12 protein-coding genes and 1 other annotated feature are annotated in these 16,837 nt (G+C 37.8%); of the genes, 9 read left to right on the plus strand and 3 right to left on the minus strand.

Translation table 11 applies throughout. From position 1 onward, the window contains the following. Positions 1-17: 17 nt before the first annotated feature. On the minus strand, positions 18-917 hold the full coding sequence (gene rnm / locus M1F25_RS11475; RefSeq protein WP_405127817.1) for an RNase RNM: 900 nt from the start codon (positions 915-917) through the stop codon (positions 18-20). Positions 918-1,056: 139 nt separating this feature from the next. Beyond that, positions 1,057-1,158, plus strand: a sequence feature (Trp leader region). Between the two features lie 26 nt (positions 1,159-1,184). Between rnm and M1F25_RS11480 the strand changes: the two genes are divergently transcribed. The 8 genes from M1F25_RS11480 to M1F25_RS11515 all read left to right on the plus strand — a co-directional run bounded on the left by M1F25_RS11480 (position 1,185) and on the right by M1F25_RS11515 (position 12,689). Beyond that, positions 1,185-2,759 (plus strand): anthranilate synthase component 1, encoded by a 1,575-nt coding sequence (locus tag M1F25_RS11480; RefSeq protein WP_181487902.1) that lies wholly within the window; start codon positions 1,185-1,187, stop codon positions 2,757-2,759. Next, positions 2,759-3,370, plus strand: coding sequence for a glutamine amidotransferase-related protein (locus M1F25_RS11485; protein WP_004254165.1), 612 nt, complete (start codon positions 2,759-2,761; stop codon positions 3,368-3,370). The genes M1F25_RS11480 and M1F25_RS11485 overlap by 1 nt, the downstream gene beginning before the upstream one ends. Positions 3,371-3,391: 21 nt before the next feature. After that, on the plus strand, positions 3,392-4,393 hold the full coding sequence (gene trpD / locus M1F25_RS11490; RefSeq protein WP_094960532.1) for an anthranilate phosphoribosyltransferase: 1,002 nt from the start codon (positions 3,392-3,394) through the stop codon (positions 4,391-4,393). Between the two features lies 1 nt (position 4,394). Then, positions 4,395-5,786 carry a bifunctional indole-3-glycerol-phosphate synthase TrpC/phosphoribosylanthranilate isomerase TrpF gene (gene trpCF / locus M1F25_RS11495; RefSeq protein ID WP_181487904.1) on the plus strand — a complete coding sequence of 464 codons (1,392 nt, stop codon included), beginning with the start codon at positions 4,395-4,397 and terminating at the stop codon, positions 5,784-5,786. A 47-nt stretch (positions 5,787-5,833) separates the two neighbouring features. Beyond that, a complete protein-coding gene (gene trpB, locus M1F25_RS11500) occupies positions 5,834-7,024 on the plus strand; it encodes a tryptophan synthase subunit beta (protein WP_181487906.1) in 1,191 nt (396 codons plus the stop codon). After that, positions 7,024-7,830: a tryptophan synthase subunit alpha gene (gene trpA / locus M1F25_RS11505; RefSeq protein WP_181487908.1), complete on the plus strand. Its 807-nt coding sequence runs from the start codon at positions 7,024-7,026 to the stop codon at positions 7,828-7,830. The genes trpB and trpA overlap by 1 nt, the downstream gene beginning before the upstream one ends. 494 nt (positions 7,831-8,324) lie before the next feature. Beyond that, positions 8,325-10,472, plus strand: a complete 2,148-nt coding sequence (locus M1F25_RS11510) for a filamentous hemagglutinin N-terminal domain-containing protein (protein ID WP_181487910.1) — start codon at positions 8,325-8,327, stop codon at positions 10,470-10,472. Between the two features lie 534 nt (positions 10,473-11,006). Further along, positions 11,007-12,689 carry a ShlB/FhaC/HecB family hemolysin secretion/activation protein gene (locus M1F25_RS11515; protein WP_004254154.1) on the plus strand — a complete coding sequence of 561 codons (1,683 nt, stop codon included), beginning with the start codon at positions 11,007-11,009 and terminating at the stop codon, positions 12,687-12,689. 342 nt (positions 12,690-13,031) lie between these two features. On the opposite strand, the gene ompW is transcribed toward M1F25_RS11515, so the two are convergent. Beyond that, positions 13,032-13,682, minus strand: coding sequence for an outer membrane protein OmpW (gene ompW, locus M1F25_RS11520; RefSeq protein WP_181487912.1), 651 nt, complete (start codon positions 13,680-13,682; stop codon positions 13,032-13,034). Positions 13,683-14,086: 404 nt separating this feature from the next. On the opposite strand from ompW, the gene M1F25_RS11525 reads away from it, so the two are divergent. Beyond that, complete coding sequence (locus M1F25_RS11525; protein ID WP_096863786.1) at positions 14,087-14,839, plus strand: YciC family protein; 753 nt, start codon at positions 14,087-14,089, stop codon at positions 14,837-14,839. Positions 14,840-14,888: 49 nt separating this feature from the next. On the opposite strand, the gene M1F25_RS11530 is transcribed toward M1F25_RS11525, so the two are convergent. Next, the gene (locus M1F25_RS11530; RefSeq protein WP_181487914.1) at positions 14,889-16,691 is read right to left on the minus strand and encodes a SulP family inorganic anion transporter; all 1,803 of its coding nucleotides are present in this window, start codon (positions 16,689-16,691) and stop codon (positions 14,889-14,891) included. Positions 16,692-16,837: the final 146 nt, after the last annotated feature.

Raw genomic sequence — 16,837 nt, forward strand, 5'->3', positions numbered from 1 at the left:
CATTATTAATACATCAATTAATTAGCTGTTTTTACTGTATCCCAAAGTGTCCAAACAGCCTTGTCATCATCGGGCAACCATAAATTTCTGCCAAGCTCTATCCAAGAGCAAGGCCGATGAAAATCTGAACCAACGGATGTATACAAATTAGCATTATTGGCCAATTCTGCTAAATATTGCTTTTCATTTGGCGGTTGCTGGCAGTGAGAAACCTCCATAGCATCACCACCGCACTGTTTAAAATACGCAACCAACCGTTTTAACCATTTATTGGATAATTGATATTTAGACGGATGCGCTAATACCGCAATTCCCCCTGCGGCATGGATTGCGTCAATTGAGTCTTGAATTGTGCACCACTTCGCAGGCACATACCCTGTTTTCCCTTTCGATAAAAAACGTTTAAATACATTATTAATCGTTTTTTCTTTACCTATTTTCACTATATATTGTGCAAAATGTGCCCGCGTTACCTGCCCACCGCCAGAAATACGTTGTGCATTTTCCCATGCATCGTCAATGCCTGCTTTTTGTAACCGCCTGCCCATCTCAATACCACGCTCTAAACGATGCTCAGATTGTGTTTTTAACAATTGAACCATCGCGGGATGTGAAGGCGAAAAATTTAAGCCCACTATATGTATTTCAATATTCTCCCAAAGTGTCGAAATTTCAACGCCATTGACTAGCTCAATTGGCCGCTCATGTTCAGCAAGATAGCGGCGAGCCTCTAATACACCTTCACAGGTATCGTGGTCGGTAATCGCTAAAATATTAACCCCTTTTTCCACTGCACGTTCGATTAACTCAGCAGGAGTGAGGTCACCATCCGAAGCATTCGTATGGCTATGTAAGTCATAGCGAGTCACTAATGGCGACGAGGCTGTCGGCATATTGATATCTTCTCCTATTTCCATGAAAAACTATTTTTCCTAATAAATTAATAAAGTCCTTGACATAAATAGCGCGATCCAGTTAACTAGTACACAAGACGGCTAAAGCTAAAAATAATCAGTTTATCCAGTGAGGCATACAATGACTTTATTAAATTTATCAAATCGTTGGTGGCGTGACTTCCCAAATTGGGCGGAAGCCGCACGCGCATAGTTATTGTATGTTTCAGTGCCAAACCCGCCCTTCCTCGGCGGGTTTTTTTATGTCAAAAATTAGCGTAAGGCAACATAATGAACGAACAAAACACCACATTAGCACATTTTAAGTATCTGGATAGCCCAATTAATTATCAGCCTGACCCAACATTATTATTTAATCATTTGTGTCATCAAGTTCCATCAACAATGCTGTTGGAATCCGCTGAAATTAATAATAAAGCCAACTTGCAAAGCTTATTGATTGTCAACAGCGCGCTACGTATTCGTGCTTTTGGCCAACAAGTTGAAATAGAAGCGTTGACGCCAAATGGCCAGGCCTTATTACCTAAACTGTTAGCTCAATTAACAGATTTAATCATGCATCATAGCATGCAAGAAAATAGTTTGACGGTAACGTTCAGCCAGCCTGGACAAGATTTAGACGAAGACAGCCGCCTGAAGGCTGCATCTAGCTTAGACGTTTTACGTGCACTACCCGCTCTTGCACAAGCCTATTCCACAAAACCTGAAAATCTGTTTGTTGGTGGGTTGTTTGCTTATGATTTAGTCGCGAGTTTTGAAGATTTACCCAAGGTAAATACCGTTAATCACTGCCCTGATTACTGTTTTTTTGTTGCTGAGCATTATTTAGTGATCGACCATCAAAATCAGGCTGCACGTCTAAAAAGTTGCCTATTTACGCAAAATGAGCAAGATGTCGAAACTGTTACGCAGCGTCACGCACAAATTATCGCTTCGTGCCGTCCATTCTTGCCAGCACTTCCTTTAGCAACTGCGCCTGAATTTGCCGTCTCGGTAAACAAAAATGACCCAGAATATGGGGAAATTGTCACCTCACTAAAAGAAGCCATATACCGTGGGGATATTTTTCAGGTTGTGCCTTCTCGTAAATTTACGATGCCGTGCTCACATCCCTTAATTGCGTACCAAAAACTCAAAGTACAAAACCCAAGTCCTTACATGTTCTACATGCAAGATGACGCATTTACACTCTTTGGGGCTTCCCCCGAAAGCGCACTCAAATATGCGACAGCAAATCGCAAAGTAGAAATTTATCCAATCGCCGGAACCCGCCCTCGTGGACGAAATGCCCAAGGTGAATTAGACCTTGATTTAGATAGCCGAATTGAGCTTTCCATGCGTTCTGATGAGAAAGAGCTTGCTGAGCACATCATGCTCGTTGACTTAGCACGTAACGATTTAGCACGTATTTGTGAAGCAGGTAGCCGTTATGTTGCCAACCTAACTAAAGTTGACCGCTATTCTTTCGTGATGCATTTGGTTTCTCATGTCGTGGGAACATTACGCCAAGATTTAGATGTTTTTCATGCATATCAAGCCTGTATGAATATGGGAACGTTAACGGGTGCACCAAAAGTAAAAGCAATGCAGCTGATTGCGCAATATGAACAAGAGCGCCGAGGATCATACGGGGGGGCTGTAGGATATTTTCAAGGAAATGGTGATTTTGATACTTGCATCGTTATTCGCTCCGCCTACGTAGAAAATGGCATTGCCACTGTACAAGCGGGAGGTGGTGTCGTTCTAGACTCCATACCTCAAGCAGAAGCAGATGAAACCCGTAATAAAGCACGTGCTGTGATCCGTGCAATTGCCCAAGCACACCAAGTTAAGGAGTTATTCTAATGGCGAATATTTTACTGCTCGATAACGTTGACTCCTTTACTTATAACCTGGTAGACCAACTGCGTGCGGGTGGACATCAGGTGGTTATTTATCGCAATACCGTCAGTGCAGAACATATTTTATCTGTATTAAATCAAATGGTTTCACCTATTTTAGTCTTATCACCCGGTCCAGGAAAACCTAGTGAAGCAGGTTCAATGCCAGAAATATTGATGCGCGTAAAAGGCAAAATTCCTGTTATCGGTATTTGCTTAGGTCACCAAGCTATTGTTGAGGCCTATGGTGGAACTGTCTCTGCTGCAGGTGAAATTTTGCATGGTAAATCCTCAATAGCCACACATGATGGATTAGCCATGTTTAACCATCTTGAAAACCCAATATCAGTGGCTCGCTACCACTCTCTTGTTGGTAGCCAAATTCCGGAGAGCTTGACCATTTGTGCTCAGTCAAATGGCATGGTCATGGCTGTACGTAATGATAGCGATAGAGTTTGTGGATTCCAATTTCACCCTGAATCCATTTTAACAACCCAGGGTAAACAGTTGTTAGAAAACACCGTGGCATGGGCTCTTTCTACTCCCAATGCAATCGAATCCACTCATTCGCACTAACGGAATACTAAAGAGCCAATTATGCAAAATATTTATGATAAATTATTTAAAGCGCAGCCGCTAACTCAACAAGAAAGCCAGTACTTGTTTAATGCCATTATTCAAGGTGAATTAACAGAACCTCAGTTAGCCGCTGTGTTAATCAGTATGAAAATGCGTGGCGAACAACCACAAGAAATTGCGGGTGCCGCTCTAGCTTGTTTAGAAAATGCACAACCCTTTCCCCGCCCTGACTACCTATTCAGTGATATCGTTGGTACAGGGGGAGATGGTGCAAATAGTATTAATATTTCAACAGCAAGTGCCTTTGTTGCTGCTGAATGTGGTATTAAAGTAGCCAAACATGGTAATCGTAGTGTTTCGAGCCGTTCAGGTTCTTCAGATTTACTGGCTGCTTTTGGTATCGCTCTTGATCTCAGTGCGCAAAGTGCTCGTGACGCATTAGATGAGCTTGGTGTTTGTTTTTTATTTGCACCGCAATACCATAGTGGGTTCCGCCATGCGGCCCCTGTACGCACTCAATTGAAAACCCGAACGTTATTTAATGTATTGGGGCCATTAATCAATCCGGCTCGTCCGCCAATTGCCCTTATCGGTGTTTACCAAGAATCATTAGTAAAACCGGTGTCTGAAACATTACAGATGCTTGGTTTCACCCGTGCAGCTGTGGTACACAGTGGAGGGATGGATGAGGTTTCATTACATGCAGTAACTCAAGTCGCTGAGCTAAAAAATGGCAAAGTACAACATTACCAATTAACTGCAGATGATTTTGGGTTAGAACCGTATCAATTACGTGACTTAGAAGGCGGAACACCAGATGAAAACCGCGTGTTACTTAGTAACTTGCTTCAAGGCCATGGGCAAGCTGCTCACGAAGCTGCTGTAGCGGCCAATGTCGCCATGTTGATGCGTATTAATGGCCATGAAGACTTAAAACAAAACAGCGAACACGCACTCGCAATTATTCGTAGCGGTAAAGCATTTGACCGCGTCACAGCACTCGCGGCAAGGAACCAATAAAATGAAAGCGACAGTCTTACAAAAAATTGTTGATGATAAAGTTGATTATTTAATCGAACGCAAAGCCAAGCAGCCATTAGAAAGCTTTATTGCTGGTATTCAACCTAGCCAGCGTAGTTTCTATAACGCACTAAGCGCAAAACGCCCTGTATTTATTTTAGAGTGCAAAAAAGCATCGCCTTCAAAGGGGTTGATTCGTGCTGACTTCGACCCCGCTGTGATAGCTAAAACTTATGCGCCCTACGCATCCGCGATTTCCGTTCTTACTGATGAAAAATATTTTCAAGGGAATATGGATTACTTAACGATTGTCAGTAATACCGTAAAACAACCCGTGTTATGCAAAGATTTCATCATTGACCCATACCAAATCTACCTTGCACGTTACTACCAAGCGGATGCCATTTTACTCATGTTATCTGTCTTAAATGATGATGAATATAAAGCGTTAGCAGAGGTCGCTCATCAACTTAATATGGGAATATTAACGGAAGTCAGTAATGAAGAAGAATTAGAGAGAGCAATTCGGTTACAAGCCAAGGTTGTTGGTATCAATAACCGTGATTTACGTGACCTTTCTATTGATTTAAACCGAACTCGTGAACTCGCACCCCGCTTAGCGAAGGGTACCATTGTGATCAGTGAGTCAGGTATTCATCAACACCAACATATTCAGTCGCTGAAACAATTTGCGAATGGTTTTTTAATCGGTAGCGCCTTAATGGAGCAAGCTGACCTAGATAAAGCCATTCGAAACTTGTTAGTGGGAGAACATAAAGTCTGTGGTTTAACCCGCGAGCAAGATGCAAAAGCCGCATTTGAAGCGGGAGCACACTATGGTGGATTAATTTTTGCTGAAACTTCCCCTAGAAAAGTGACATTGTCACAAGCGCAGAATATCATCCATGCCGCGCCTTTAAAATATGTCGGTGTTTTCCGCAATCAGTCCGCGGATTTTGTTGCCCATATCGCCAAGCAACTTGCATTATCTGCAGTACAATTACATGGCGAAGAAGATACTTTTTATATCAATACGTTAAAAACATTTTTACCAAACTACTGTGAAGTTTGGAAGGCGCTTGATATGTCACGAACAACTCTAAATGACTACGATACACAAGGTATTGATGTGTTATTGCTGGATAATGGCTCTGGTGGTACTGGCAAAACCTTCGATTGGTCAGCAATCCCCTCGTCCACAACACAGAAATTAATGATAGCGGGGGGGCTTACCCCTGATAACTGCCTAGATGCAGCTAAGTTACTGTGCAACGGATTAGACTTTAATTCAGGGGTTGAAATTGAACCTGGTATAAAAAGTCAACAAAAAATAAATTTGGTGTTGTCAACGTTGTTAGCCAAATCAACGGCTCATCAATACACAACGAAATGAAAGACTCCAACACCAATTAATGTAACTGATAAAATGGACAATAAATAATGAGCAAATTAGATCCGTATTTTGGCGAGTTTGGTGGGCAATATGTCCCAGAAATTCTTATTCCTGCGTTAAACCAATTAGAAGACGCGTTTATCGACGCACAGAATGATGATGAATTTATTCGTGAGTTTCACGACTTACTAAAAAACTATGCAGGTCGCCCTACTGCGCTAACGTTATGTAAAAATCTAACCGCAGGTACAAAAACAAAATTATATTTAAAGCGAGAAGATTTACTGCACGGCGGTGCCCATAAGACTAACCAAGTATTAGGCCAAGCACTACTTGCTAAGCGAATGGGAAAAACTGAAATAATTGCAGAAACAGGGGCTGGGCAGCACGGCGTTGCGACAGCACTGGCTTGTGCATTACTGAACATGAAATGCCGTATTTATATGGGCGCCAAAGATGTAGAACGCCAGTCTCCCAATGTATTTCGAATGAAATTAATGGGCGCTGAAGTTATTCCAGTTTACAGCGGTTCAGCCACATTGAAAGATGCCTGTAATGAAGCATTAAGGGACTGGTCTGGCAGCTATGATAAAGCTCATTATTTATTAGGAACCGCGGCGGGGCCACACCCTTACCCAACAATTGTACGTGAGTTCCAACGTATGATTGGTGATGAAGCAAAACAACAATTTCTCGAAAAAGAAGGCCGTTTACCTGATGCTGTCGTTGCCTGTATTGGTGGTGGTTCAAATGCAATCGGCTTATTTGCCTCTTTTATTCCAGAAGAAGATGTGAAACTAATCGGTGTGGAACCTGCTGGATTAGGTATTGAATCCGGCCAACATGGTGCCCCGTTAAAACATGGCCGTGTCGGGATTTATTTCGGTATGAAATCGCCAATGATGCAAACCAATGAAGGTCAAATTGAAGAATCCTATTCTATCTCTGCAGGATTAGATTTTCCATCTGTTGGCCCTCAGCATGCCCATTTAAACAGTATCGGTCGTGCTGAATATGTTTCCATTACTGATGACGAAGCCTTAAATGCTTTTAAATTATTATCACGTAAAGAAGGGATTATTCCTGCATTAGAGTCATCTCATGCACTCGCTTATGCATTAAAAATGGCGGAGCAAGAACCTAATAAAGAACAGTTATTAATCGTCAATTTGTCTGGCCGTGGTGATAAAGACATCTTTACGGTACATGATATTTTAGCCCACAAAGGAGAAATCTAATGGAACGCTACACCCAACTTTTTGAACGTTTAGCTCAGAATAACCAAGGCGCATTTGTTCCATTTGTCACTTTAGGTGACCCAGATGCTGAGTTATCATTAAAAATTGTCGATGCTTTGATTGCTGGTGGTGCTGATGCATTAGAGATTGGTATTCCATTTTCTGATCCACTGGCAGATGGCCCAACTATCCAAAATGCAAATTTGCGTGCATTTGAAAGTGAAATTACCCCAACAATTTGTTTCGAACTACTCCGTCGTATTCGAGAAAAACACCCTACTATTCCTATTGGCTTATTAGTCTATGCAAATTTAGTTTTTACGAATGGTATTGAAAATTTTTATATTCGCTGCGAAAAAGCAGGTGTTGATTCTGTATTAGTTGCAGATGTCCCTATGTCTGAATCAAAACCATTTCGCGAAGCGGCGCTAGCTCACAATATTGCACCCATTTTTATTTGCCCACCAAATGCTAATGATGAGCTACTGCAACAGATCGGGAAATATAGCCAAGGTTATACTTATTTATTATCTCGTGCAGGCGTGACAGGTACTGAAAAAAGAGCAGAAATGCCATTGACTCACTTATTGAGTCAATTAAACCAATATAAAGCGGCTCCCGCCCTACAAGGTTTTGGAATATCAGAACCTGAGCAAGTCGAAGAAGCGGTTAAAAATGGTGCTGCAGGCGCAATTTCAGGTTCAGCTGTGGTTAAAATTATTGAAAATAACCTACATCGCCCTGACGTTATGCTTAAATCATTAACTGAATTCGTTGCAAAAATGAAAGCAGCAACACAAAAATAGATAAGGAATAAATAGTAATCAAGTCATATTTAAAGTTAATGGCTTGGTTACTTAAAATCATAAAAAAATAGTCTTAAATAAACTTCACCTAGCCTTCTATAATTAAATTTCAAACCAATTTAAATATAATAGATATCAATTAACTATTAATTAGCTATTGATTAAATATCTAAAATTTAATAATCATAATATTTACTAATCGAATCCATTAATATCAAAAATAATACTTACGTATTTACACACTGGTAAATCCCCCTATCAAATCCACAGCAGAGTAAACCTTATCCATTGATTTTACTAACAATAATAAGTCACTGAATATAAAACACCATTTATATCAGAATATAATTATTTTAAGCTATTTGCACCCGCATGATTCAACTTAAGTACAATTAAATTTTAATAAAAACAAATATCACGGATAATCTTCATGCTTTAATGGAATTTTATTTAGCTATTTTTAATTTTATCTATAGTCTATTTTAGGGATATTTATGAAACAGCCTACCACTCATCCTATGATGAAAATCAAACCACTCTTTTTAAGTGTATCTGTTATTTTAGGGTCAATATCTGTTGCTCACGGCGCCGTTGTTAATACAAATGGTGCTGGTGTAATAAATCAAAGTAATGGCCCGACTATCGTTCATATTAAAGGAGCTAGTGACAAAGGTGTCTCACATAACATTTATAGCCAATTTGATGTTGACCAAAAAGGGGTTATTTTAAATAATAGCTCAACAAATACGAATACCAGTTTAGGCGGACAAATCAATGGAAACCTAAATTTAAATAATGGTAATGGCCCTGCAAAAGTCATTTTGAATGAAGTTAATTCATATAAGGCAAGTACCCTAGGCGGAATGATTGAAGTTGCAGGTGATAAAGCACAAGTTATCGTTGCTAACGCATCTGGTATCACATGTAATAATTGTGGTTTTATCAACACAGACCGAGTAACTCTAACAACGGGTAAACCAATTGTTGCTGGCGGTGAAGTTCTTGGCTATAACGTTGAAAAAGGCCAAATTATTATTAATAGCCGCTTAAAATCAGACTCCCCGACGGATATCATCGCTCGTTCTGCGGTGATCCAAGGTGATATCCACGCTAAAGAAATTAATGTCGTCGCAGGTAATAACTTTGTCGATGCCAAAGGTAATTTCGTGACTAAAGTTCAAGGCGTTGGAAATGCAACTCGAATTGGTGTCGATGTAGCCGCCATGGGTGGTATGTATGCTGACAAAATTACCTTAATTTCAACTGAAAGTGGAACTGGTGTTTCCAATAACGGAAACCTAGCTGCCGGAATCGGTGGAGTTAATATTGATTCAACTGGCTTAGTGTATAACCAACGCGGAAAAGTAAATGCCAATGGCAACATCAATATAAAAGCCAATGGTTTATATAATAATTCCACTATTATAGCTAATGGCGATGTTGATATTGATTCTCAAAGATTAGTTCTAAGTAATGTGAATGGACAGATTAAGTCTAATGGCGGTAATCTCAAACTCGCTTCAGCTTCGAGTATTGATAACCGAAATGGTATTGTCCATGCTCAAAAAGACATGAATATCTCAACTGCAAATGTTGTTAATACTAATGGTTCAATCAAAACTAATAGTGGCGATATTGCAATTCGTGCAACAGGGAAGATTGATAACAACTATACCTTACGTAGTAATGTTGTTAATGCAGACGAACGAGGAATTCGAGCAGGTGGTAATGGTAGTTTAACTATAGAAACAACCACCCTAGCAAACGATAACTCAACATTATTAGGTCGTGATATTACAATAAATGCTCGTAATACTGTCACTAATAATAATAACTCTCAAATTTCAGCAAAAAGAAGAATCGATATAGATACTATTACGTTACAAAATAGTAACTCATTGATTAAATCTAACAATGGCCCAATCAATATCACCTTGGGAAGTAACCTAGTAAATAATGGTTATTCTTCAATTGATAGTGGAAAAGCCTTAAATATTAATGCTCATGTTGTTAATAACCAAGGTTCACTAATTTCTGGTGCAGGTAAGTCCAAGTTTGATGTGTATTCCCTTAACAACCAATATGGTTTTATCAAAGGAAATAATATAGACATTAAAGCAACTTACTTAAACAACCTCAGAGGTTTAATTTCTGCTGATTCTAATGTCGTAGTTAATGCAACAACTGTAGATAACAGCTATGCTAGCGGTTTTAATGCTTATGCTAGCAAATACGGTGTTTCCGGCCAAACGGGTGGTATTTATACCAAAGATGGTTCTATTACTATCAAAGCAAATGGCATAAATAACAACTCTGGTGTGATTGTTTCAGATGCACAGGAAAAGGCTGGAAATAAAGGCGATATTAATATTACACTAAGAAATGACCTTGATAACCGTAGCGGAAAAATTCAAGGTGCTAATGATGTCAATTTAGATCTTAATAAGCTAGATAATACCAAATCAGGTTCAATTCATGCTGGCAAAGATTTAAACATTGATGCCTTTACTCGCGTAGATAATAACACTGGACGCTTAAGTTCAATGAACAAAACTACGATTACAAGTCCTATAATTTACAATAGCCCTACTGGACAAATCCTAGGTTCAATGATTGTTTTAAATACACCTTATTATTATTAATTAGGTCAAATAAGGAGGCTACTAGCCTCCTTATTTTATTACGCCAATACAGAGTGATATTAAAATAGTATACACCATTATTTTAATATCATTGACAAACCTTAAAGCTTTCTAATGTTTACTTATTTTTAAAGCAAGACAAAATAGTTTAACTCTAAGTAAAAAAACTTATTTAATCTAATTTAGTGTATTTACTAGACATTGATTTCATTAAGAATTAATCAAACCACCAAAGATTAAATTATATTAGTTATATTTTCAGTAGTAATCCCCAAAAGCATTTACACTAACTCAATCAATTTAATTAATTTTTATTTATTATAAATTTAACGCATAATTAAATTATGTAAAATAAGAAAATTAGCAATAGGTTTATTATAGGGATATACATGTACTCATTTCAAAACAAAGGACTGATGGAGATTAAACAAGAAAATTCTGATGTATTTAATTAATAAATAATCACATCGGCAATTTATTAGTCTTTATATCATAAAAATAACTTTAATCTTTATTAAAATTAATGTGGTGCACATGAATTTTCGATTTATTTTTTTATTATCAACTTTAACTTCTTTGCCTTTAGCTGCATCAGCTAATACCGCACAAATTATTGACCAACAAATTAATAACCAAGCTAGCCAAGATCGTTCTCGCCAACAACAGACTCAATTAGAAGCTAAAGATGCCTTAGGTAAAACTAGAGAGCGTTCAAATAATATTTTAGTTTTTGATGATGAGAAAGATTGTTTTCAAATGAAACAGGTTATCTTACTCTCTGAGCCTAAACTCCCTTCTATGCGACCTCTAGAAGCTTATGCAAACCAAGTTGTTGGTGTATGCATTGGTATTAATGGCGTTGAAACTTTAGCAAAGGGCTTACAAGATAAAATAATTAAATCAGGCTATGTCACAACACGAGTTAATATTCCAGAACAAAATATCAGTGAGGGTATTTTAACGCTCCAAATTATTCCAGGTAAAGTTGCGAATGTAAAACTTGCAGAAGGTAGCGACACTTATATTACATTAGGTGCGATTATGCCTGCTAAAGAAGGGGATATTCTGAATATTCGTGACATCGAACAAGGCTTAGAGAACCTTGAACGGATACCGGGTGCTAAAGTGAATATAGAGCTAGCACCGGGTAAAGAGTTTTCCACATCTGATATTTCCATACAAAGAGAAAAATCATCTCACTTTAACGTAGGTGGATATTACAATAACTCAGGAAGCCGCCAAACGGGTAAAGATCAAGTCGGAGTGACTTTGTATGCTAACAATTTAACGAGTTTAAACGACACAATATATGTTTCAGCAGGAAAAAATTTAAAAAACCAAGCCCGCTACAGCACCAGTAATACTGCAATTTATTATGCCGTACCCTACAACTACTGGCTTTTTTCATTGTATGCAAGCAAAAGCGACTATAAACAAACTATTAATGACTCCGTATTTAGCTATAAGTATTATGGTGATAGTAAATATTATAATGCTACGGCGAGTAATGTTTTCTTGCGTGGGCAAACGTTCAAAGACACTGCATCAATTCAATTAATTAAAAGAAAATCAAAATATAAATTAGAGGATGTCGCCCTACTTTCCCAACAACGTGACCTTACCAGCCTTAAGCTCGGTGTTAGCCACCGTCAAAACATCAATAATTCAACTATCGATGCTTCAATATATTACCAACGTAATGTACCTTGGTTTGGTGCCGAAGAAAGCTGGGATATGAAATATGGTGATGTCAGCAAAATGAGCCGTGTTTATACTGCCGATATTTCAGGAATGTTCCCCTTCGCCTTTGACAATTTTATTATGAGTTATAATCCACAACTGTTTATACAATACTCACGAGACCGCTTAACCATTCAAGATCAATTTTCGTTAGGTAACCGTTGGACGGTTCGTGGTTTTGACGAAGAATTTTCCCTAATAGGTGACAAAGGTTTTTACTTACGCAATGAGTTTAACTTTTATATTCCTGGCTTCTCCATCTATCCATACTATGCTCTTGACTATGGACGTGTATTCGGCGGTGTTTATCCGTTAGGTCTCTATTCTGATGACCAATTATTAGGAATGGCTATAGGCATGAGAGGTAATGTTAATATATTTAGTTATGACTTATTCTTAGGTGCCCCACTTTATAAGCCGGATGAATATGAAACCAGTAGCGTCAATGCTGGGTTAAACGTGCAATGGTTTTGGTAATTTAATATTGTAAATTTGAATAATATCTTAAAGCTGAATACGCCCCTGTATTCGGCTTTTTTATTTCAAGGTAATTAGTCTCAATATTTTATTTAATTTTATTAATTACCCTAAATAATGTTAATCAATAAGTACCTTTACTTTATTATCACTCTACAACACTAATTGATATATTATAAATATCATTATCATGAATTGTTTTTTTATGATAACCATTTGTTAAATATATGTTTAGGTTTAATAGGAATTGAAAAATCCGAGAATACGAATATTCTCGGATTTCCTACTTCTCTCTAATCCTTCAGAATTCAGGTATTACCTGTATTGCATCCTATCAAATTCTTAGAAACGGTAACCCGCACCAAACATAAATACAAATGGGTCTAAACGAGTATCAACTTTATATTGCTTTCCATCTTGTTTAAATTTTACATCCGTTTCAATATTCATCCACCAAAGAGAAGCGTTTAACATCCAGTTATCAGTCAGCATGTAATCCATACCTGCTTGTGCCGCGAAGCCCCACGAGCTTGATAGATCTAGATCAGATAAGCCTGCAGTTTTTCCGGTAGAGTTAAATTTCTCATCAAAGAAGAAAGTATAGTTAACACCGGCACCTAAATAAGGACGTAATTTATCTTCTTTACTACCAAAATAATATTGTGCCATTAATGTTGGCGGTAAATGTTTAACTGTTGCAATATTACCTGTAGGACCTGTACCAACTTTATGCTCAAATGGAGTTGCTGCTAATAATTCCACACCGATATTATCAGTGATCATATACCCAAACGTTAAACCTAATTGGGTATTATTATTAGCACCAAAGGTACCTAAATTGCCTAAAGTATCCGTTTTAACATCATCCCCTCCGACATTAGGTCTGACAGTTGCAGTACCCGCGCGGAAAAGAAAGTCGCCAGCTTCATGAGCAATAGAAACTGCTGGAGCTAAAGTTGCAGCAGCTAATACAAGCGCAGTGAGTTTTTTCATTATCAATCCCATTCCTATGTTTTTATTTTAGGAAAATATACCGTATTATTTAAATTGATGTTCAAATCAAGATCACATCTTTTACTAATTTATAGGTAAACCAATAAATATGGATTTATTATTTCATTTATTGTTTTTTTATTTTTGATTTAAATCAATTTTTATAAAGTAACTAACAAAATAAAAATTTGATTTCTAAATATAGATATTTATTTCAAAACTTAAACATGCATAAAAAATACAATTTATATAAATTCATTTCTTGGGTTAATTACATTCGATCATCATGAGCAATATATTTTTCTTAACCTCCCGAATTTTCTTATCTTTCTCTACCTCTAGGCGTGATACTCAGTTACAATTAGATTAAAATTTTGATCCCGTTTGTAGATAGGAGCAGTGTCATGTCCATTTCGGCCAACTCACTCATCAGTGATAGTATCAATTTCTTTAAAAACCAATTGAGTGGCCTCCTCACCATTGTGCTCTTAGCCACCGTGGTAAGCCTTGTCATCTATGCGATGATGATCCCTAGTGAACAGATGATAGGTGTTCTTGCTCAAGCACAAAGTAAAATGATTGAATCTGGTAATTCGGGGTTACAAGACTGGATTCTAAATCTATCTGAAGAAGATAAAAGTAGTATTTTGCGCGTTTCTTTTGGATTGATTCTCTCAGTCACTCTTGGCAGTTTGTTCCTTATTTGTGGCACATTATCCTATATCTCAGGGATGTCTCGTGGCGAAGATATGACAGGGCTTCAAGCGATAACATCATCACTGAACAAAGCGCCTTCTATGTTTCTTCTGTTGGTCGTTTGCTCGCTGCTTATCCAATTAGGCATCACAATTATGGTTCTACCTGGTATCGTGCTAGCCATTGGTTTTTCCTTAGCGCCAGCAATTTTAATGACAGAAAACACCAACCCATTTAGTGCGATGGGAAAAAGCTGGAAATTGGCTTATGCAAATTGGCGTGTCGCTTTACCGATGATTTTAATTTGGATGGCCGTTCAAATGCTTATCAGTGTTCTATTGGGTAACCTTAATATGAATCATATTGCGATTAATGGTATCTCCTTTTTACTCAATAATGTTGTAGCCGCATTTGCTTTAATTTACTTTTATCGTTTATATATGCTAATCACAAAAAATTGATCTCGCTGATAAAAAGGTATCATTTGATACCTTTTTATTTACGTTATTTTTAAACTTTATCTGAGTTAATATTCGTTGGTCCTATTCGATTTTCGCAATCATATTCTAATGAGCCTGGGTCCTTCCCACTCTCTTGTGTCTTTCTTTCTTCCACACATTTCATTTGAATTTGCTGCTTACTTTGAATTAAACGGATCGCAAAATAAATATCCGGTACCACCAATAAATCATCATCTGAACGGTTGATTTTATTTTGTTCTAACCAACGATTAAGAGAAGTTCTACGCCCAGCTAATACCAAAGTCACCCCTTTCGCCTTCAAAGATGTCACAATATCATTCAATGTGGAAAATACGCTCACATCATTATGCGTAAAGCTGACAGCAGCATCAACAATCACCCAAGCGGGTCTTTTACGTTGATTATCTAAATGTTTATTTAACCGTTCTTTAAAGTAATTCACATTAAAATAGGTAAGCGGAGAATTGAAACGATAAATTAGGACGCCATCAACTTCTTGAATATCATTTTCTGATGTCATCGAGTGCAACATACCATGCTCATCAACGCCTAATAGTTGATCTGTTGGCCTAAATATAATTCGGATAAACTGTAATAAACCTAATAAAACGGCTAAACCTACCCCACTAATCAAACCAACTACCAACACTGCGCATAAAGTAAAAACACATAAGAAAAAAGCTTCTCTATTGCGTTTACGCATTGATAAAATACTGCGGAAACTGAGCAAGGAATAAGTTGAAATAATTAAAACCATCCCTAAAGCAGGCATAGGGATATATTCCAATAAATTCATAGAAAAAAGTAAAACAGCTAAGATGGTCACCGCGGCAACGAGGGAAACCAACTGTGTTTTCCCTCCCATCATATCATTAACTGCTGTACGGCTGCTCGCAGCACTCACTGCAAAACCTTGACCAAAAGCAGAAGCAATATTTGCCATTCCTAATGCTCTTAATTCTTGGTCTGCATCCACGGTATAGCCATTTTTGCTTGCAAAACTTCGCGCTGTCATCATAAAGCTTACAAAGCTAATCACTGCTAAGTTTAATGATGGAATGACAAGATCTCTGAGTAACCCTGGCGGAAAATCAGGCATAGGTATATAAGGAAGTCCTTCACCTAAATCCCCAACCGTGCTAATTCCATATTGCTCAAGATTAAATAGAATACTGGCTGCTGTAGCCAAAACCATTGCAATTAATAGGGACGGCCACTTACTCCTTACTCGTTTAATCACTAAGGTGATTACCAATGTTGTAATAGCTACTAATAATGTCGGAATATGTGTTTCCATTAGCGCTAATGGAAACGCTATTAAGCGTTCAATAAACCCTGAAGGTAAAGTCATAATACCAAATATTTTACTGATTTGGCTGACTATAATCGTAAGAGCTACCCCATTTAATAAACCTTGCAATATCGGTCTCGATAAAAAATCAGCAAAGGTACCTAAACGAAACCTTGCTGCAATCAAACACCAAACCCCAGTCATAAAACTCATGACAATAATCAGTTGCCAACGAACGGTTTCATCCCCCATTGCGAGTGGTGCGACTGCGGCTGCAATTACAGCACATGTTGCGGCATCAGGCCCGATAATCAATTGTTTCGACGTCCCAAATAACGCATAGAAAAACATTGGTAAAATACATGAGTATAATCCGACAATGGCATTCACCCCCATTAATTCGGCATAGGCAATAGCCACTGGCAAAGCAACTGCAGCGACAGACAAACCCGCTTTAATATCAGGGCCTAAGTCTGTACGTTGATAGTTAAATAGCGTTTTTAAACCTGGCATCCAGACAAATAGCTTTGCCTTTATCATGGGAGAAAAGTACCTATAAATTAGCAAGTTAAATTATTTTATGTATTACTTATATCCGAACTAATAAAGTTTATCTAGAAGTAAGTCAAATAATCGTAAAATAGTGCAAATATGATTGGTAACAAAACATGTTTATTGGTAAAAAG

Source organism: Providencia sp. PROV109 (assembly GCF_033681625.1).
In the GTDB taxonomy this organism is placed as follows: Bacteria; Pseudomonadota; Gammaproteobacteria; order Enterobacterales; family Enterobacteriaceae; genus Providencia; species Providencia hangzhouensis.

Coding starts and splice junctions, on each gene's coding strand:
- M1F25_RS11480 (WP_181487902.1), top strand. CDS start 1,185: ATGAACGAACAAAACACCACATTAGCACATTTTAAGTATCTGGATAGC.
- M1F25_RS11525 (WP_096863786.1), top strand. CDS start 14,087: ATGTCCATTTCGGCCAACTCACTCATCAGTGATAGTATCAATTTCTTT.
- M1F25_RS11530 (WP_181487914.1), bottom strand. CDS start 16,691: ATGATAAAGGCAAAGCTATTTGTCTGGATGCCAGGTTTAAAAACGCTA.
- rnm (WP_405127817.1), bottom strand. CDS start 917: ATGGAAATAGGAGAAGATATCAATATGCCGACAGCCTCGTCGCCATTA.
- trpA (WP_181487908.1), top strand. CDS start 7,024: ATGGAACGCTACACCCAACTTTTTGAACGTTTAGCTCAGAATAACCAA.
- trpCF (WP_181487904.1), top strand. CDS start 4,395: ATGAAAGCGACAGTCTTACAAAAAATTGTTGATGATAAAGTTGATTAT.
- M1F25_RS11485 (WP_004254165.1), top strand. CDS start 2,759: ATGGCGAATATTTTACTGCTCGATAACGTTGACTCCTTTACTTATAAC.
- trpB (WP_181487906.1), top strand. CDS start 5,834: ATGAGCAAATTAGATCCGTATTTTGGCGAGTTTGGTGGGCAATATGTC.
- M1F25_RS11510 (WP_181487910.1), top strand. CDS start 8,325: ATGAAACAGCCTACCACTCATCCTATGATGAAAATCAAACCACTCTTT.
- M1F25_RS11515 (WP_004254154.1), top strand. CDS start 11,007: ATGAATTTTCGATTTATTTTTTTATTATCAACTTTAACTTCTTTGCCT.
- trpD (WP_094960532.1), top strand. CDS start 3,392: ATGCAAAATATTTATGATAAATTATTTAAAGCGCAGCCGCTAACTCAA.
- ompW (WP_181487912.1), bottom strand. CDS start 13,682: ATGAAAAAACTCACTGCGCTTGTATTAGCTGCTGCAACTTTAGCTCCA.